Below are 17830 nucleotides of genomic sequence, written 5' to 3' on the forward strand. Positions count from 1 at the left end.
GACCCGGTTTCCGGTCACTACAGGACATAGCGGCTGAGATCTGCCGACCGGGTCAGCTCTCCGAGGTTCTCCTCGACGAAATCCGCATCGACGCTGACCGCCTGCCCCGCCCGGTCCGGCGCGTTGAACGAAAGCTCCTCGAACACCCGCTCCATCACCGTGTAGAGCCGCCGCGCGCCGATATTCTCGACGCTTTGGTTCACGTCGGCGGCGATCTTGGCCAGCGCGGCGATCCCGTCCTCGGTAAACCCGACCTCGACCTCTTCGGTGCCCATCAGGGCGGTATATTGCCGGGTCAGCGCGTTGTCGGTCTCGGTCAGGATGCGCACGAAATCGCCCTCTGTCAGCGCCCGCAGCTCAACCCGAATCGGCAGACGCCCCTGCAGTTCCGGCAGCAGGTCCGAGGGTTTGGCGATGTGAAAGGCACCGCTGGCGATGAACAGGATATGGTCGGTCTTGACCGGGCCGTGCTTGGTGGAGACGGTCGTGCCCTCGATCAACGGCAGCAGGTCGCGCTGCACGCCCTCGCGGCTGACATCGCCGCCACGCGCGTCGGATCGCGCACAGACCTTGTCGATCTCGTCCAGGAACACGATACCGTTCTGTTCGACGGACTCCAGCGCGGTGCGGTTCACCGTCTCGTCGTCGAGAAGCTTGTCGGCCTCCTCGCCGATCAGCAGCTCATAGCTGTCGGCCACGCGCATCTTGCGCTTGACCCGCCGTCCGCCGAACGCCTTGCCGAAGATATCGCCCAGGTTCATCATCCCCATCTGGCCGCCCGGCTGGCCGGGCAGATCGAACATCGGCATCTGGCTGGACGTGTCGGCGACCTCCAGCTCGATCTCGGTGTCGTCCAGCTCGCCGGCCTTCAGCTTGCGGCGGAACATCTCGCGCGTGGTTTCGCGGGCGTCGGTGCCGGCGATGGCCTCGATCACCCGGTCCTCGGCGGCCTGATGGGCGCGCGACTTGACCTCTTCGCGCATGTAGTCGCGGGTCTGGACGATAGCGGCATCCGCCAGGTCGCGGATGATCTGCTCGACATCCCGTCCGACATAGCCGACCTCGGTGAACTTGGTCGCCTCGACCTTGATGAAGGGTGCACGGGCGAGCTTGGCCAGCCGCCGGCTGATCTCGGTCTTGCCGACGCCGGTGGGGCCGATCATCAGGATGTTCTTGGGATACACCTCGTCTCGCAGATCGTCGCTCAACTGCCTGCGGCGCCAGCGGTTGCGCAGCGCCACGGCGACCGCGCGCTTGGCGCCCTTCTGTCCGATGATGAACCGGTCCAGTTCCGAGACAATCTCGCGTGGGGTCAGATCGGTCATGCAGGTCGGTCCTTTGTCGCTGTTTCGACGTAATTGACCCTTTGCCCCCCATTATGCAACCCGCCGCCGCTCTTGAAATCGTGTTTGGATTGCCATCGAACCGACGTGTATTGTCGGTCCGCACTGCAACCCCCGACTGTTTCATCCTCCTCGTCCGAAGGGATACCCCAGCATGGCCAAGATCAAGCTCAAGCTTGCGCCGGAGAAAACGATTTCCGCGCAAGATGTTAAGAAGATCGCCGACAAGGTGAACAACAAGACCAAGACCTTCATGCTGCGGGCCAACGAGGTCGACAACGGCAAGGTCAAGGCCGCGTTCGACGTCAAGAAAGAGCTTCTGGCCTGGGCATTGCGCGATTTCGGCCTGAGCGGCGCCACCGCCAAGCTATTGGTGTCGGACGCACAACTCGACGGCCAGGTGAGCGATCTGGGCGATTACGACCTGGTCTTCAGCGTCTCGGCCAAGGTCGAGGACGAGGTAAAGACCTTCAAGGTCAAGGGGACGCTGACACTGGACGCAAAGGAGGCCGAAGCGGCACCGGAGCCGTGCAGGGTGACCTATGAGAACGCCAAGGTGAAAAGCGCCTGCACCTCCGACAACAAGATCAAGACCAAGATCGAGTCGATTGCCTTGGCCGGCACGGACGAGACCGGGCATGGCAAGGTGCCCTATCTCAACAATGCCTTTCATGCCCACGTGACCAACACCGAAAGCGTCGCCTGGTTTTGGCGGCAGGGGGGCATGCATGTGGTCGCCACGGGCAAGAAGAACAACCAGAACAAGCAGCAGAAACGGGGCGGCAAGGGTGCAAGTCTGAAAACGATGGAATACGACTGGTACGAGGGCTGAAGACGCAGCCACCGCTCACGACCGCCACACGCGGTTTCAGCCGGGCGTGAGCGTCACTGGCCAAATCGGGAAACCGGATTAATTCAGGATAAGTCTTCTATCCCCCCGGAAGATTGGGCGCGGACGCCGCCCCCACATTTTTCAACGCGTCCGCGGGGGTTGGGCACAGGCTCAGCCCCCGATCTTTTCCACCGTCAGGCGACCATTGGTATAGACGCAGATATCCGCGGCGATGGCCATCGCGTCCCGCGCCACCTGTTCGGCATCCCGGTCGCTGTCGATCATGCCGCGGGCCGCGGCCAGCGCATAATTGCCGCCCGACCCGATGGCGGCGATGTCGTGCTCCGGCTCCAGCACGTCACCGGCGCCGGTGATCACCAGCATGTCCTTGCCATCGGTGACGATCAGCATCGCTTCCAGCTTTTGAAGATACTTGTCGGTGCGCCAGTCCTTGGCCAGTTCGACCGAGGCCCGGGCCAGCTGTCCAGGCGTGGCCTCCAGCTTGGCCTCCAGCCGTTCCAGCAAGGTGAAGGCGTCGGCGGTGGATCCGGCAAACCCCGCCACCACGTCGAAACCCCCGGGGCTCAGCCTGCGGACCTTGCGGGCGCTGCCCTTGATGACGGTCTGGCCCAGAGATACCTGGCCGTCGCCGGCGATCACCACCTGCCCGCCCTTCTTGACGCCGATGATCGTGGTCCCGTGCCAGCCGGGAAAATCCTGTTCTGTCATGTCCTGCCTCCGCCGCGTTTCCGGCAGAATATGGTCGTCACGAGTGGCAAGGGCAACCGGTCGCGTTTTGCCTGCATGTTATGCGCTGGGCGCAGACCGGGCCTGAGCAACCGGCAATTGTGGAATCCCGGCGGCCCCCCTAGATCCATCCTGCAACCGACGCGGTGTCGGCTGTTTTTTGTAGGATAGCGCAAATGGCCCAGACCCTGACCCCCCATGCGCCGCACGGAGCAGTCACAATCCTCCGCGCGGTCAATGCAATGACTGCCATCAAGGAAGCCGTCATCGGCTGGAACGATGCTCGCAAGACGCGCAACGAATTGTCGCGCCTGACCGACGAGCAACTGTTCGACATCGGCCTGACCCGCGGCGATATCGCCCGGTTCTGATCCGACCACGGTTTCCCGGCAAAGCCGTCCCGCTGGGGCGGCTTTTTTCGTTCCGGCGGCTGGTCTGGGACCGCAAAAGAAAAGGGCGCCCCTAATGGGACGCCCGTGAAAACGATCGCGACGGGATCAGATCGCTTCGTCGATCCAGCTTTGCAGGGCCGCCTTGGGCGCCGCGCCGGCCCGGTTCGAGATCACCTGCCCGTCCTTGAAGATGAAGAGCGCGGGAATGCCGCGCACGCCCATCGCGGCGGCGGAATTCGGGTTGCTGTCGACATCGACCTTGGCGACCTTGATCTTGCCTTCATACTCGCTGGCCAGCTCTTCCAGCGCGGGTCCGATCTGCTTGCAGGGACCGCACCACTCGGCCCAGAAATCGACCACAACGGGGATGTCCGAGTTCTTGACCTCGGCGTCGAAAGTATCGTCGGTGACGGCAACGGTGGACATATTCTGGCTCCTGAATGGAAGTTCGCTTGGGAGTCGAACCTAGGTAGGCGCATGGAGGACGTCAAGATATCTGGGATGCAGCCAGGGCACGCGTCACAAGATCGTGTGGCAGAGGCATGAGGCGGGCCGTCCGCGTCCACAGGATCGCGGTGTCGATCCGCCGGTCGGGATAGATCTGCCCCAGCGCCTGCGCATAGGCGCCCATCTGGCGCAGGAGGCCGTCGGGACAGGCCTCGGGCGTGTCGGGAACCGTGGCGTTGGTCTTGAAGTCCACGGCCAGCACCCGGTCGGGTGAAACAATCAGCCGGTCGATCACCCCGTGCAGCCGGCGCGGGCCCAGATCGGCGCTGACCGCCACCTCGGCCAGCGCCCCGGCGGCAAAGATCGCGGCCAGATCCGGCGCGCTTAGAACCGCCGACACTTCAGCCAGCAACGCGGCGCGCTCGGTCTCCGGCAGGTCGGGCAGGCCATGCCGGGCGATCACGGGCCAATCCGCCTCGGCGCGCCCCGGCAGCAGTTCCAGCAGCAGGTGCAGCCGCGTGCCGCGCGCCAGCGCCGCGGTCTCGTCCTGCCCGGCATCGCCGGGCAGCGCCTTGGCACCGCCCAGGTCGGACGGGCTGAGCGTGTCCGGGCGTGCGGCCGGTCGGGCGGCGGGCGTGCGGAACATATCGGGCAAGGAATCCGACCGATCGGGGTTCGGCCGAAGGTCTATCACCGGCGCAGCGGTCCAGTCGCCATGTTCCAGCCGCAGGACACCGTTCTCCATCCGGGTGGCCCCCGCAGGTTCCATCCCGGCAGCCACCCGGTCATACCAGCTGTCCCCGGCGCCTCCCAGATCCCCGGCAGCGGCCACGATCAACCACGTTTCCGCCCGTGTCAGAGCCACATAGAGCAGTCTCAGCCGTTCCTCCTCCTGCCTCTGGCGGGCGGCGGCGCGGGCCTCGGAAATCAGCGGCGGCGAGTCGTCCTTGGCCACCCGCCAGAGCGGCGTTCCGTCCGCCACGAGGATCTCGGCATCGCGATGTGGCGCGGGCTTGGCGGTATCGGGCAGGATCACCACCGGCGATTCCAGCCCTTTGGCGCCATGCACGGTCATCACCCGGATCATGTCGCCGACGCCGCTCATCTGGCGCTTGATCTCAAGATCGTCGGTCTGCATCCAGCTCAGGAACCCTGTCAGGCTGGGAACATCGCTGCGTTCATAGCCCAGCGCCTGCGACAGCAGCGCGTTGATGCCATCCTCGGCCTCGTTGCCCAGCCGCCCCAACAGCCGGCGCCGTCCGTCATGCCGGGTCAGGATGCGTTCGATCAGGTCATATGGCCTGAGAAAATCGGTCTGTCCGCGCAGGTCGCGCAGGGTCGCCAGCGTGTCGGCATGGTTCCCGCCGTGCCGGCGCAGCGCGGTCCAGAGGTATTCGCCGGGCGCCCGGTGATGCGCCAGGTCGAAGAGTTGCCGCTCGCTCCAGCCGAAGAGCGGCGATTTCAGCGCGCAGGCCAGCGAGAGATCGTCCTCGGGCGTGGCGAGGAACGACAGGAGCGCCGCGAGGTCCTTGACCGCCAGCTCGGCCCCGACCTTGAGCCGATCGGCGCCCGCGATCGGCAGGCCGGCGGATTTGCAGGCGCGGATGATCTCGGCGAACAGGTCCGAGCGGCGCTGGACCAGGATCATGATGTCGCCGGGTCGCACCGGCCGGCGGGCCGATCCATCGGGGCCGTCGACGGGAACGGTGTCGCCGCGCGCGATCATCTCCTTGATCGACCGGGCGACGGTCTCGGCCAGGATCACCGTGTGGTGCCGCGCGCCGGGCCGGTCCACCGGATCGGTCCAGTCGCCATCCTCGTCTTCCGCGACCTTTTCGACCACCGGCCAAAGATCGACACGGCCGGGCATGTCGGATTTGAACGCGCGGTGCTGCGCCTCCTTGTGGAACCCTGCGCCGTCCTGCCCGGCGAACACCAGGTCGACCAGGCGCAGGATCGCCTCGGACGAGCGGAACGAGTATTCCAGCGTCAGATCCTGCAGATCAGAGCCTGAATCCGACAATCTGCGGCCGAATTCCCGCTGCATTCTGTCGAACGCCTCGGGGTCAGCGCCCTGGAAGGAATAGATCGACTGTTTCTTGTCGCCGACCACGAAGATCGTCCGCTCGACATCGGCCCGGGCCCCCTGCCCGCTGGTGAATTCCTGCGCCAGCCGCTCGATCACGTCCCATTGCGCCGGGCTGGTGTCCTGCGCCTCGTCGACCAGGATATGGTCGATGCCGCCGTCCAGGCGATAGAGCACCCAGGCCGCAACCGACGGCGTGGTCAGCAGCGCCCGCGCCTTGAGGATCAGGTCATCGAAATCCAGCCAGCCGCGCAATTGCTTGCGCCTTGCGTATTCCGGCAGGAAGACTGCCGCGAACCGGTGCAGCGCGTGGGACTTTCGGGCCGCCGCCAGCTCCAGCCGTCGGTTTCGCGCAGCCTCGACCCGGGCCATGAGCGCCTCGAGTTGCGGCATCTTCCTGGCCAGCGCCCCCTCGCGCAGCGCCTTGGTCGGAAAGCTGCCGATCTTGGCGGCAAACGGCTCCTTTGCGCCTGGCCCCGTCAGCAAGACACCCTCGAGGATCGCCAGCCCGGCCAGATCGGGCGCGGTCACCTCGTCCAGCCTGGCCGCCGCCTTGGCGTTGTTCCCGCCGCTTTCGGCCAGAGTCGGGCCGATCTCGCGCAACAATTCGATCTCGCCACCCAGGAACACCTCGCCCAGCAAGGCCGGCTCGTCGAAACCGTCGGGCAGGTCGAACAGCCGCAGCAGATCGGCCCAGCCCAGCGGAGTGTCAAATCCCTCGCGCCGCCCGGTCATCGCCCGCGTCAGCTTGTCGAAATCCGTATCGGTGACGAAACCCGCCACCGCCTCGATCAGCGAGGCATCGGCCCCGTCGGCCATCTCTTCGACGATCTCCTGGCGCAACAGCGCGGCGGCGCGGTCCTCGATCTCGACGAATTGCGGGCTGACCTGCGCCTCGAGCGGAAAGCGGCGCAGCAGGGTGGCGCAGAACGAGTGAATCGTCTGGATCTTGAGCCCGCCGGGCGTTTCGATGGCGCGCGCAAACAGGGTGCGGGCCTGCGCCAGGCGCCGGGCGTCGATGCCGCCCGGGACGCCCAGGTCGGTCAGCGCCGCGTGCAGCGCCGCGTCATCCAGCATCGCCCATTCGCCCAGCCGCCGGAACAGGCGGTTCTGCATCTCGCTGGCGGCGGCCTTGGTATAGGTCAGGCAGAGGATACGCTGCGGGTCCACGCCATCCAGCAGCAGCCGGGCGACGCGGTCGGTCAGAACCCGCGTCTTCCCCGATCCGGCATTGGCCGCCAGCCAGGTCGAGGCATCGGGCCGCGCGGCCTGGACCTGCCGCGCGCTGGCGTCGTCGCGGGGCGTCATGTCAGATCCTCGGGTTCGGGCAGGGCGGTCCGGTCCCATTCGCCGAAACGCGCGAGCTGGTCATAATCGCCGGTATCGCTGTCCATGTGCAGCATCCGGCGCGATGTGAAGCCCTGATCAGGCTCTAAATAGGCCGAAACCAGCTGCCGCAGCTCGGCCAGCACCTTGTCCGGTGGTTCCGAGTCCAGCGGTGCCGGCGATTCCTTGTAGCTGCCGCCAAGGCCCAGAAAGACCGCCGCCGCGACCGGTGCGGGATCCAGCCCGACGAACCCGCCTTCTTCGGCCACCGCAGCCTCGATCAGCAATTGCTTGTCGAACTTGCCCTGCCGCTTTTCGCTGGGCGGCGTGCCGGTCTTGTAGTCATAGATCACCAGGCAGCCGCGTTCGGTGCGGTCGATCCGGTCGGCCCGCCCGACCAGCGTGACGTCCAACGGATCGAGCCGCATCCTCAGTTCGGCCTCGAAGGCGAACGGATGGGCGTCGGCCCTGCGCCGGATCTCGGATGCGGTGAAGGCATCGGCCACGCGGGCCAGCCGCGCCAGCCAGAGCTTGCGCGCGGTAGGCCACGCCACGTGCCGGTCGAGCATCGCCCGCGCCCGGTCCAGCAGGGCCTCAGGTGTCAGAGTGGACCGATCCTCGAGGCTGTCCTTGATGAAACTCTCGAGCACTTCATGGATCACGATTCCGCGCAGCAGGGCATCGGGCGCGCGCACCAGCGGATCCAGCGGACGCAGGCGCAGCACATGCTTGGCATAGACCGCATAGGGGTCGCGGATCAGCCGCTTGATCTCGGTCACCGACAGCCGCCGGGGCCGCGCCGCAACCGGTGGGCGCGGCGAGGGACGCGGGGCCGGCGCGATCCGCGTCGCCGCCTCCAGCTGCTCGGCCCGGACCAGCCAGGTTGCGCCGCGCGCGCGCATTGCCTCCAGCGCGTCCGGCCCACCCTGGCCTGGCAGGCCGCTGAGCAGGTTGGTGACGCGGTTGAGCCAGCGCGAGGGCACGGTTTCGGCATCATCGGAGCGGCGCGCCCGCGTCAGCCAGACCTCGGGCGCGGCCACCGCCTGCTGGAAGTCATGGGCGGACAGGCCGATCCGCCGTTCCGGCAGAAGCAGCTCGGCGCGGTCCCGCATCTGCCGGTTCAGCCAGGGGTCCGGGGCCGGCGCCTCGGGCCAGCTGCCTTCGTTCAATCCGCCGAGGATCAGCAGGTCGGCCCCCATCACCCGCGCCTCGAGCGTACCCCAGATCATGATGCCGGGATGGCCGGCGTCCCGGTCGCGCACCTCTTCGCCGGACAAGAGCGCACCCAGAAGATCGGTGAAATCGCGGGCCGTCATCTCGCCGCCGTGATCCGCCTCGGCGGCCAGCTGCTCGATCACCGCCAGCGCCGCCTGCCCGGCATTGCGCTCCCACAACCCGCCCGGGGTTCCGGTTTCGCTGCCGGCGGAAATCGCCTCGGCGGTGGTGCGCAGGCGCGACACCCAATCCGACAGGGGCAACCTGCCACTGACCTGCTGGTCGCAGAAACATCTTGCCAGCCAGTGCACCCAGGACTCCGGCAGGTCCTTGCGGGCGGCCGCCTCGGCCAGGCTTGGCGCGTCGGGAAAGGGCGGCCCGTTGCGGCGCAGGTCCAGCTCCAGGTCGCGGGTCTGCAGCAGATGCGCCCCGCGCCCCGCGCCGTCATGGCAGAGCGGGTGCTTGAGAAGGGTCAGCAGGGCCTCGCAATCCAGCCGGTCGCCGAACAGGTCGGCCACATGGCGCAGGAACCGGCCCGGCGGTGACAATTGCAACGGCAGGCCGGCGCTGTCATCCGGTTCGACCCGCCACCGGTCCAGCGCAGCAGCCACCTGCCGCGTCAGCATCCGGTCGGGCGTGATCAGAGCGGCCTGCTGTCCGGTCTCGGCCGCCTGGCGCAGCCGCAGCGCGATGGACAGCGCCTCGGCGCGGGGCGATGGGGCCTCGACCAGCGTCATCCCGCGGGTCGCTTCTTCCAACGCGCCCAATTCCGGGCCTTCGCGCATCCAAGCATCCGTCACCGGCGCCGGCCGCAGCGCCAGCGACATCAACCGGTTACGCGAAGGCGAGGGGGCCGGGACGTCTGCCCAGCGCCGGATGGCTGCGGGCTCCAGCGTCAGTGCCCGGATCAGTCTGCGAAACCGGAACTGCGGGTGATCCTCGCCGGTCAGGGCGTCATCCAGACCGGACCAGACCGGGTCGGGCTGGTCGAAATCGAAACCGGGCAGCACAACCGCGCCGCGGGGCAGGCGGGCCACGGCCTGCATCAGCATCATCGTGGTGCCGCGTGATCCGGTGGAGCCGGCCAGGATCACGGGATCGGTGGGCGGCGCCTCTTGCCAATGCGCGACCAGCCGTTCGACCACCCGCCTCTGCCGGGCCTGCACATCCAGCGCGTCCTCACTGGCAGCCAGGTATCCTTCGGCAATCGTTATGAATTTCTGCGCCCGCGCCCAATGGCCCGACAGGTCGCTGACATCCAGGTCGCGGATTGCCTGTGCGGGGACGCCCTCGCCCTGCATCTCGTCGATCAGCGCGGCCAGGCTGTCGGCAAGGTCATAGGTCGAGTCGCGTGGCGCCAGGTCCGGCTCGGCATCGAGCAGGCGGCCGATCAGCTGCGCCAGTTCCAGCCGGCGCCGCAGCGGTGGCACCGGGGGCGGCAACCGGTCCAGATCGGCGCTTTCGCCCAGGTCGGTGATCAGCGTGATCCGCGGCAGCAGGGTGGCCGGGCCGGCATCGAACAAGGCCCGGATCCGGCGGGCCATGCGTCGCGTGTTGACGATCAGGCGGACCCGCGCCATCGCCTCGGGTTCGGTGCCACGCATCCGTGCGCGCAGCCCGTCCACCAGCGCCCGCGGAAAGTCGACGCCGGGCGCCAGGGCAAAGACACGCGGGGTTTCCAAGGGCTCAAACATCGGCCAGCAACCCCTCGGCAAGCGCGATGCCTTCGGGCCGACCGACATCGCACCACCGGCCGGGGTATTCCAGCGCATAAAGCCGCCCGCGCGCCTGCATCCGGTTCCACAATTGGTTCAGCGAGAAGGCGCGGTCCGGTATTTCGGGCAATTCGCCGGTCTTGAGGATCTGCGCGCCGCCATAGATCAGCCCCGGCCCGCGCCGGATCCGCCCCTGTGCGTCGGCGGTGAAATCGCCCGGTCCGGCATGACCCTCGGCGCGGGCGACCGGTACGCACATCAGCAACGCGTCCATCCGGTCGGGATCCCAGGCCCGCCGCAGCAGGTCGAGCGGGTTCGGGCCCGACCAGATCGCGTCGGTGTTGAGCGTCATCACCGGGTCGTCTCCCAGAAGCGGCAGCGCCGCGCGCAGACCGCCGCCGGTCTCGAGGATCTCCGGAGCCTCGCGTGACAGCCGCACGCCAAGCGGCTCAAGATACGCGGCCAGCATGTCGGCCTTGTAGTGCAGATTCGCCACCACCGGTGCGCAACCCGCGGCCCCGGCCAGGTCCAGCGCGTGGTCGATCAGCGGCTGCCCGGCCACTTCGATCAGGGGTTTCGGCCGGTCCCGGGTCAGGGCGCCCATGCGGGTTCCGAACCCGGCGGCAAACAGGAGGATCGCGGTCATCGGGTCTTGAGCTTTTGCAGGATGTCGGGCGTGGGGGCGGGCAGGTCCGCGGTCAGGGTGTCGGCCAGCTGACTGAACAGGGGATGTTCGAGATTGCGGATCAGGTGCGACCAAACGCGCGGGATCATGTCGATATACCGGTGCTTGCCGTCGCGCGTGGCAAGCCGGGCGAACACGCCGAGGATGCGCAGCGCGCGCTGGGCGCCCAGGGCGACATAGGCGCTGCGAAACGCGTGCTCGTCGACGCCGGTGGCATCGATGTATCGCTGTGACATCGCCATCGCGACCGAGGTCGGAACGTCCCGGCGCACATCCTGCAGCAGAGAGACAAGATCATAGGCCGGATGCCCGATGAAGGCGTCCTGGAAATCCAGCAGCCCGACCCGCGCCAGGCCGCTACGGTCGGGCAGCCAGATCAGGTTCTGAGCATGATAGTCCCGGTGCGCCAGGACCTTGGGGCCGGTCAGGTTGCGGTGCAGGATGTCGCCGAACCGGTTGCGGAACCGGTCGAGTCGAATCGTGCCGGGCGGGTCGGCGGTCGTGGCAGCGGCATATTCGGTATAGGCCACCTCGGCCAGCGTGGTCAGATCGCCGGGTCCATACTCGGGCAGGGCGGGCGCGGGCAGGTCGCGCAATCCGATCAGCAGATCCGTGGCCGCCTCGTAGAGCGGGCGTTCGTCTTGTGGGGATTGTTCGATCACGGTGGAAAAAAGCGCATCACCCAGATCTTCGAGAAGCAGGAGACCGGCGGGAATGTCCCGCGCGAGGATATCCGGTGCGCTCAGCCCGTTGGCGCGCAGGTGGCCGGCAATCGCAACGAAGCGCGCAACCGCGTCGCCGGTCTCGCTGGGGTCGTCCATCAGGATCGCGCTGCGCCCGTCGCGGGTCGTGATCCTGTCATATCGGCGGTTCGAGGCGTCACCTGCCAGGGGGATCCTCTGCCCGTGCGCCCAATCGGTGCCATCCAGAAAGGCGGATATCCGCGTGTCACGCGTGGTCAAACCGTCCCCTCCAGAAGCGCCAGACGGTCCGACCAGCGCGCATCTTCGGCCGCCAAGGTGACACCGCGCCACGATGGGTCCCCGGCGTCGGTCGCGAAGGTGATGTGCAGCGCGCCGGCCGGCGACAGGTCGCCCAGCCGGTCGGGCCATTCCACCAGGCAGATCGCGGTGTCGAAGGCCTCGGTAAGGCCCAGCTCTTCGATCTCTCCGGCCGAGGACAGCCGGTAGAGATCGGCATGCCAGATCTCGCCGCGCCGGGTGTCATAGGTCTGGACCAGCGTGAAGGTGGGCGAGGGCACATCCTCCGGCCGGTCCTGTTGCGACTGGATCAGCGACCGCGCGAAATGGGTCTTTCCGGCGCCGATCGGGCCCTGCAGCAGCAGGCAGTCGCCGGCGCTCAGCGTGGCCCCGATCCGCATGGCAAGGGCGGCGGTTGCGTCGGGATCGGGAAGGGTCAGGCAAAGCGGCGCGGCGGTCATGGCGCCACAATGGCGTCGGCGAGGGATGGCTGCAAGCCGGTTCAGGCCGGCGTCGTCGCGTCGGCCTGGGGCAGGGTGGCCGGGGTACCGGCCGAGAACCGGACGAGTGTCGCGCCGTTCTGGATCGGGCTGACGATACAGGTCAGGGCCGGCCCGCCCCGCAGCCGGATTCCGGCGGTCCATTCCGCGCGGTTTTCGCGCAGTTCGATGAAGTCGCGGATCTCGCCCCAGACCGGCGTGGCCGCACATTTCTTCTGCCAGGTACGGGTGGCGTCCAGCACCGTGACCTTGGCGAAACTGCTTTCGGGATCGACCTGCCAGAGCTGGCGATAGGCGTGGTTGCAGAAGGCCAGCGTGCCATCGGCCGAAAACGCCGCCGTGGCATCCTCGATCCGGTCGAGAATGGCCTGACCCATCTCCAGCTCGGACCGGAACCGGCGGGTCAGGGTGATCTCGGCGGTGATGTCTTCGAAAAGGAACGCGACCGCACCGTCGGGATGCGGCCGTCCGCTGACCGAGTAGACCGAGCCGCTGGGCAGGGTCCAGGTCTCCTGGTAGCGCCCGTCATCCGCGGCCTGCAGAAGGTCGTTCATCTGCTGGCGCCAGCCGACATAGTTCTTGGGCTCCGGCATCATGTTGAGGTTGCGCAGACGGTCGAAAAAGGCCGAAACGCTGGGCCGCCCGCTCAGGAAGTCGGCGGGCAGGGCGGTCAGGTCGACCAGAGCCGGGTTGAACAAGGCCAGCTGCCGGTTCCGGTCGAAGATCGCCAGCCCGATGGACAGTTGCGCAAAGGTCTTGGCCAGGGTCTGCACGAAATTGCGCTGCGCGATCTCGGCATCCACCACGGCGTTGATGTCGACCGCGAAACACAGCGTGCCGCCATCCTGCGGCACCACCGACAGGTCATACCACAGCCGGTTCCCGCCATCCGCCGTGCTGACCGAAACCCGGGTCCGGCGTTCACCCGGAACCGCCTCGCGGCCGGGCGCGAAGAGCGGCGCGCCGAGGTCGGGATCGGCACCGCGCAGCTGGCCGGCCAGCGCCATGTAGGCGCCGTTGCACCACCGTACACGGTCCTTCGCGTCCACAAACCAGACCGGGTAGGGCGCGCGGTCCATCGCCTGCCGGATCGGGTCCTCTGCGGCTGGATCAGGTGACCCAGGCGTTCGCCCGGGCTGGCGCTTCTCGACCCGAATCACCCCGTCGATCCACTCGCAATGCAGGTCATGGCCCGGCCGCCCGTCGATTCTCGGCACGGTGATCTCGCCCAGCCGCTTGACCTGTTCGGGACTGTCGGGAAACCCCGGATAGTCACCCGCCATGCTGCGGCGCAGGCTGTCCCAATCCGGCACCGGCGTGTCGGCGGCAACGGGTCCGGTTTCGGATTCGGCGATCAGGGTCGCGCCGTCGAACAGATAGACCGGGCCGTGCCGGGCCCGCCTGCGCAACAGGTCAGCCAACAGCCCGTGCGATATGCGGTGCGGCGACAACACCAGAACCGCCAGGATCGCCGAGGCCAGCCCGACCGCCGCCAGCCAAATCCACTCACCCATGAAACGTGTCCTTCCAAAGGGGCAGGGCCCCGCGCCCATCCTGAAGCGACTAAGGTTAACAGGGGCTTAATCAGACGCGGAAAGGCTGGTTCAGACCCACCGGCACCGCATGGTCTCCGGTCTGCGCATCGATCTTGCGGCGCGGCCAGACAACCCGGACGATGGCGCCCCGTCGCTCGGGGTGATCGGCCAGTTTCTGGTAGGGGTCCGCGCCGTTGGCAAAGCTCAGCTCGGCGCCGCTGCGCTCCAGCAGGGTCTTGGCGATGAACAGGCCCAGCCCCATGCCCTCGTATTCCGGCCGCGCCCGCCGCTCGGATTCCGATCGCCGCCGGCGCATGAACGGATCGCCGATCCGGCCGATCAACTGCACCGGAAAGCCGCGCCCGTCATCCATGATCCGCACGGTGATCGTGTCGGGCGTCCATTCCGAGTCCACCCAGACCGTCTCGCGCGCGAAGTCGACGGCGTTCTGGATCAGGTTGCGCAGCCCGTGGATCACCTCGGGCTTGCGCAGGATCGACGGGTGCTGCAGATCCCCGCCTTCGCCCGGCCCCTCGCGGAACAGGACGGTCTTGCCGCGGTCCACATGCGGCTCGGCCGCCTCGTGCAGGACCGTCGACAGCGGGGCCTGGCGCAGGTGCAGATCGTCCTTGCCGGCACGACCCATGTTGCGCAGGATGTCGCGGCAGCGGTCGGCCTGCTGGCGGATCAGCGATGCGTCCTCGCAAAGGTCTGGCTGGTCCTGCAATTCCTCGATCAGTTCCGAGCTGGCCAGCTTGATCGTCGCCAGCGGCGTGCCCAGTTCGTGCGCTGCGGCGGCCACGACGCCGCCCAGGTCGGTCAGCTTCTGCTCGCGCGCCAGTGCCATGTTGGCGGCGGCCAGGGCCTCGGACATGGATTGCGCCTCGGAGCTGATGCGGTGCGAGTAGGCGCCCAGGAACACCACCGCGATGACCATCGCGGCCCAGTTGCCGAACACGAACAGCTCGGGAATCCGCAGGATGAACCCCATGTCGGTTCTGAGCGGCACGTGGAAGGCGGCCAGCAGCGTCACCAGGATCACCGCGGTTCCGCCGATGATCAGGGTCGAGCGCAGGCCCATCACGTTGGCCGCGACCGTGACCGGCCCCAGCAGCAGCAGGGCGAAGGGGTTGTGCAAGCCCCCGGTCAGATAGAGCAGGGATCCCAGCTGCAGCAGGTCGAACATGACCATGAGCAGGTTCTCGAATTCCGACAGGCGCTTGTTTTCGGGATAGATCACCGTGACCGCCAGGTTGGCCGCCGCCGCGATTCCGATCACCAGGTAGCACAGCACAAGGTCCAGCTGCAGGTTATACATCTGCTGGGCTACCGTGATGGCGGTGATCTGGCCGATGATGGCCACCCAGCGCAGCAGGATCAGCGTGCGCATCCGGATCCAGCTGCTGCGCTGTTGGCCGGGCCAGTGGCTCAGGTTGGATTCCGCCATTGGATCGTTATGTCCCGTTGCAAAGGCTGGATGACTTGATAGGTCTCCGGCTGCCTTCGATCAATGTCCAACACGTCAGGATGCCGCAATGTCCCGCCTTTATGTCCTTGCCGCTGCCCTGGCCCTTGCCCTCGTGCTGGGGGTGACCTGGGCGATGACCCTGGGCGGGGGCGGCGACGACCGGTTCGCCCAGTGCCGGGCGGGCCAGATCGCCGGCGGCAGCGAGACCATCGGCGGGCCGTTCGAACTGGTCAATTCCGAGGGCGAGACGGTCACGGACAAGGATGTCATCACCGAACCTTCGCTGATCTATTTCGGCTATACCTTCTGTCCCGATGTCTGTCCCCTGGACACCGCGCGCAACGCCGACGCGGTCGACATTCTGGAGGACCGGGGCCAGATGGTGACGCCGATCTTCATCTCGGTCGACCCCGACCGCGATACGCCCCAGGTGGTGGGCGATTTCGCCGACACCCTGCACGAGCGGATGATCGGCCTGACCGGATCGCCGGAACAGGTCAAGGCGGCCAGCAAGGCCTACAAGACCTATTACAAGGCCCAGGACAAGAGCGACGAGTATTACCTGGTCGACCATTCGACCTTCTCTTACCTGGTGCTGCCCGAGCACGGGTTTGTCGAGTTCTTCCGCCGGGAGGAAACGCCCGAGCAGATGGCCAACAGGATCGGCTGCTTTCTGGAAAACAGCTGAACATGACTGGTTGTTTGACCTTTGACCCGGCGCTGCTAATACTCTGGATCAAGACAAGAACAACAACGACCTGAGCTGCGGAAAGGCGGAGCATGGCCGACACCGAATCGCTGGACATCGGACCGGACAAGTCCCTCTTGCTGGTGGACGACGACGAGCCGTTTCTGCGCCGCCTGGCCAAGGCGATGGAGCGCCGCGGCTTCGAGATCGAGACGGCGGGATCCGTGGCCGCCGGGCGGGCCATCGCCACCGCGCGCCCGCCGGCACATGCAGTGGTCGACCTGCGGCTCGAGGATGGCAACGGCCTGGACGTGGTCGAGGTGCTGCGCGAGAAGCGCCCCGATTGCCGGGTCGTCGTCCTGACCGGATACGGCGCCATCGCCACCGCCGTGGCGGCGGTCAAGATCGGTGCCACCGACTACCTGTCGAAACCCGCCGATGCGACCGACATCACCAATGCGCTGCTTGCGTCGGACGACGAGTTGCCGCCGCCGCCGGAAAACCCGATGAGCGCGGACCGGGTGCGTTGGGAGCATATCCAGCGCGTCTATGAGCTGTGCGACCGAAATGTGAGCGAGACCGCGCGCCGCCTGAACATGCACCGCCGGACCCTGCAGCGCATCCTGGCCAAGCGCAGCCCGCGCTAGGACCGGCCATGGCCGATCCCGAATCCGACCGCGACAATCCCAGGAGCTTGCCGGTTCCCGATGGCGGGTGGTCGGAACGGCTCGAAACCCTGGCCGACCCGATTGTCGTTCCGCCCGAAGAAAGCGATTTCGTCCAGCCCGCCGGCATCCTGGCCTCCGATGGCAGCTATTGCGCCCATGGCGCGCTCTGGCGTCGGCACCGTCCGATCACCGTCGCGCCGCCCCGGCCGGAGACCGTGACCGAGACGCTTGCCGGCCGCTGGCTCTGGGGCGGGGTTCTGTGGCAGCATTTCGGGCATTTCCTGGTCGAGAGCACATCGCGCCTTTGGGCGTTGAACGCGCTCGACCGGCCTGTGGATGGTGTCCTGTTCATTCCCAAACGTCCCCGCGTCGGGGATGCCGTGCGTGAATTTCAGCGGGATTTCGTGTCGCTGCTTGCGCCGGACCTGCCGATCCGCGTGATCACCGCGCCGACATGCGTGCAGGAACTGGTGGTCCCCGGCCAGGGTTTCGGGATCGGCGCCCTGATTGGCGGCACGCGCAGTTTCCGGGACGCGATGCACGCGCGTTTTGCACGGGAAATCGCCGCCGACGGACCCGAGAGGCTTTATATCTCGCGCTCGGCCCTGGGGCTGGGCAAGGGCGGGCTGCTGGGAGAAGAGCGCCTGGAAGAGCAGCTGGTGCAGCAGGGCTATGAGATCTTTCATCCCGAGAAGCATGACCTTGCCACCCAGATGGCGCGCTACAAGGCCGCGACCCATGTGATCGCCGTGGACGGATCGGCGCTGCACCTGTTTGCGATGGTCGGGCGCCCCGACCAGAACGTGGCGATGATCCTGCGGCGCAAGTCCGGAGCGGCAGCGCAGCTGGCGACCAATGTCGAGAAGTTCTGCGGCCGCACGCCGCTGGTGATCGAGGCCTTGCACACTGAATGGGTGAAGCAGGGAAAGGGCAGGGCGGATCGTCTGTCCTTTGGCGAACTTGATCTCGTCCGCGCCGGGAAGGCGTTGGCCGAAGGCGGGTTCGTCGCCCCCAACGTCGATTGGCCCGAGCTTACCGAGGAGAACCGCGCCGCGCTGTTTCGCGACAAGGGCTTGGGCGAGCGGGGCGATTACGTCGAGTCTCCGGAATACGAGCGGGCGCGGATCCGCCGGATGCGGCAGGACCGCCGGGCCCGCAGGGCAGCCCGCCGGGCCGCGTCGGACACCCCGACCTGAGCGAAGC

At 67.2% G+C, this 17830-nt stretch carries 15 protein-coding genes; 5 read left to right on the top strand and 10 right to left on the bottom strand.

Annotated features, from left to right (window positions below; all coding sequences use genetic code 11):
* Positions 1–17 precede the first annotated feature (17 nt).
* Complete coding sequence (gene hslU, locus BMX57_RS09035) at positions 18–1325, bottom strand: ATP-dependent protease ATPase subunit HslU (protein WP_092365375.1); 1308 nt, start codon at positions 1323–1325, stop codon at positions 18–20.
* A gap of 172 nt (positions 1326–1497) precedes the next feature.
* On the opposite strand from hslU, the gene BMX57_RS09040 reads away from it, so the two are divergent.
* Positions 1498–2175, top strand: coding sequence for a hypothetical protein (locus tag BMX57_RS09040; protein WP_092365378.1), 678 nt, complete (start codon positions 1498–1500; stop codon positions 2173–2175).
* Between the two features lie 171 nt (positions 2176–2346).
* On the opposite strand, the gene hslV is transcribed toward BMX57_RS09040, so the two are convergent.
* A complete protein-coding gene (gene hslV, locus BMX57_RS09045; RefSeq protein ID WP_092365381.1) occupies positions 2347–2904 on the bottom strand; it encodes an ATP-dependent protease subunit HslV in 558 nt (185 codons plus the stop codon).
* A 194-nt stretch (positions 2905–3098) separates the two neighbouring features.
* Here hslV and BMX57_RS09050 point away from each other — a divergent pair, with 194 nt between their 5' ends.
* Positions 3099–3293 (top strand): DUF1127 domain-containing protein, encoded by a 195-nt coding sequence (locus tag BMX57_RS09050; protein WP_092365384.1) that lies wholly within the window; start codon positions 3099–3101, stop codon positions 3291–3293.
* 126 nt (positions 3294–3419) lie between these two features.
* On the opposite strand, the gene trxA is transcribed toward BMX57_RS09050, so the two are convergent.
* From trxA to regB, 8 genes are all read right to left on the bottom strand, one after another.
* The gene (gene trxA / locus BMX57_RS09055; protein WP_092365387.1) at positions 3420–3740 is read right to left on the bottom strand and encodes a thioredoxin; all 321 of its coding nucleotides are present in this window, start codon (positions 3738–3740) and stop codon (positions 3420–3422) included.
* 61 nt (positions 3741–3801) lie between these two features.
* Positions 3802–7155 (bottom strand): double-strand break repair helicase AddA, encoded by a 3354-nt coding sequence (gene addA, locus BMX57_RS09060; RefSeq protein WP_092365390.1) that lies wholly within the window; start codon positions 7153–7155, stop codon positions 3802–3804.
* Entirely contained in the window at positions 7152–10082 is a 2931-nt protein-coding gene (addB, locus tag BMX57_RS09065; RefSeq protein ID WP_092365393.1) for a double-strand break repair protein AddB, read from the bottom strand. The genes addA and addB overlap by 4 nt, the downstream gene beginning before the upstream one ends.
* Complete coding sequence (locus BMX57_RS09070; protein WP_092365396.1) at positions 10075–10749, bottom strand: nucleotidyltransferase family protein; 675 nt, start codon at positions 10747–10749, stop codon at positions 10075–10077. The genes addB and BMX57_RS09070 overlap by 8 nt, the downstream gene beginning before the upstream one ends.
* Positions 10746–11750 carry an aminoglycoside phosphotransferase family protein gene (locus BMX57_RS09075; protein WP_092365399.1) on the bottom strand — a complete coding sequence of 335 codons (1005 nt, stop codon included), beginning with the start codon at positions 11748–11750 and terminating at the stop codon, positions 10746–10748. Before BMX57_RS09075 ends, BMX57_RS09070 begins: the two co-directional genes overlap by 4 nt.
* Positions 11747–12229 carry a tRNA (adenosine(37)-N6)-threonylcarbamoyltransferase complex ATPase subunit type 1 TsaE gene (gene tsaE / locus BMX57_RS09080; RefSeq protein ID WP_092365402.1) on the bottom strand — a complete coding sequence of 161 codons (483 nt, stop codon included), beginning with the start codon at positions 12227–12229 and terminating at the stop codon, positions 11747–11749. The genes BMX57_RS09075 and tsaE overlap by 4 nt, the downstream gene beginning before the upstream one ends.
* A gap of 41 nt (positions 12230–12270) precedes the next feature.
* A complete protein-coding gene (locus BMX57_RS09085; protein ID WP_092365405.1) occupies positions 12271–13782 on the bottom strand; it encodes a PAS-domain containing protein in 1512 nt (503 codons plus the stop codon).
* A 70-nt stretch (positions 13783–13852) separates the two neighbouring features.
* The gene (gene regB, locus BMX57_RS09090; RefSeq protein ID WP_092365408.1) at positions 13853–15250 is read right to left on the bottom strand and encodes a sensor histidine kinase RegB; all 1398 of its coding nucleotides are present in this window, start codon (positions 15248–15250) and stop codon (positions 13853–13855) included.
* Between the two features lie 88 nt (positions 15251–15338).
* Between regB and BMX57_RS09095 the strand changes: the two genes are divergently transcribed.
* From BMX57_RS09095 to BMX57_RS09105, 3 genes are all read left to right on the top strand, one after another.
* Positions 15339–15959 (top strand): SCO family protein, encoded by a 621-nt coding sequence (locus BMX57_RS09095; RefSeq protein WP_092365411.1) that lies wholly within the window; start codon positions 15339–15341, stop codon positions 15957–15959.
* A gap of 92 nt (positions 15960–16051) precedes the next feature.
* Positions 16052–16606 (top strand): ActR/PrrA/RegA family redox response regulator transcription factor, encoded by a 555-nt coding sequence (locus tag BMX57_RS09100; RefSeq protein WP_092365414.1) that lies wholly within the window; start codon positions 16052–16054, stop codon positions 16604–16606.
* An 8-nt stretch (positions 16607–16614) separates the two neighbouring features.
* Positions 16615–17823: a glycosyltransferase family 61 protein gene (locus BMX57_RS09105; RefSeq protein WP_092365417.1), complete on the top strand. Its 1209-nt coding sequence runs from the start codon at positions 16615–16617 to the stop codon at positions 17821–17823.
* Positions 17824–17830: the final 7 nt, after the last annotated feature.

The organism is Cribrihabitans marinus (assembly GCF_900109035.1).
Taxonomy (GTDB): Bacteria; Pseudomonadota; Alphaproteobacteria; order Rhodobacterales; family Rhodobacteraceae; genus Cribrihabitans; species Cribrihabitans marinus.

Bases quoted from the DNA above. Each gene is read 5' to 3' on its own strand.
- hslU (WP_092365375.1), bottom strand. From the start codon at position 1,325: ATGACCGATCTGACCCCACGCGAGATTGTCTCGGAACTGGACCGGTTC.
- BMX57_RS09040 (WP_092365378.1), top strand. From the start codon at position 1,498: ATGGCCAAGATCAAGCTCAAGCTTGCGCCGGAGAAAACGATTTCCGCG.
- hslV (WP_092365381.1), bottom strand. From the start codon at position 2,904: ATGACAGAACAGGATTTTCCCGGCTGGCACGGGACCACGATCATCGGC.
- BMX57_RS09050 (WP_092365384.1), top strand. From the start codon at position 3,099: ATGGCCCAGACCCTGACCCCCCATGCGCCGCACGGAGCAGTCACAATC.
- trxA (WP_092365387.1), bottom strand. From the start codon at position 3,740: ATGTCCACCGTTGCCGTCACCGACGATACTTTCGACGCCGAGGTCAAG.
- addA (WP_092365390.1), bottom strand. From the start codon at position 7,155: ATGACGCCCCGCGACGACGCCAGCGCGCGGCAGGTCCAGGCCGCGCGG.
- addB (WP_092365393.1), bottom strand. From the start codon at position 10,082: ATGTTTGAGCCCTTGGAAACCCCGCGTGTCTTTGCCCTGGCGCCCGGC.
- BMX57_RS09070 (WP_092365396.1), bottom strand. From the start codon at position 10,749: ATGACCGCGATCCTCCTGTTTGCCGCCGGGTTCGGAACCCGCATGGGC.
- tsaE (WP_092365402.1), bottom strand. From the start codon at position 12,229: ATGACCGCCGCGCCGCTTTGCCTGACCCTTCCCGATCCCGACGCAACC.
- BMX57_RS09085 (WP_092365405.1), bottom strand. From the start codon at position 13,782: ATGGGTGAGTGGATTTGGCTGGCGGCGGTCGGGCTGGCCTCGGCGATC.
- regB (WP_092365408.1), bottom strand. From the start codon at position 15,250: ATGGCGGAATCCAACCTGAGCCACTGGCCCGGCCAACAGCGCAGCAGC.
- BMX57_RS09095 (WP_092365411.1), top strand. From the start codon at position 15,339: ATGTCCCGCCTTTATGTCCTTGCCGCTGCCCTGGCCCTTGCCCTCGTG.
- BMX57_RS09100 (WP_092365414.1), top strand. From the start codon at position 16,052: ATGGCCGACACCGAATCGCTGGACATCGGACCGGACAAGTCCCTCTTG.
- BMX57_RS09105 (WP_092365417.1), top strand. From the start codon at position 16,615: ATGGCCGATCCCGAATCCGACCGCGACAATCCCAGGAGCTTGCCGGTT.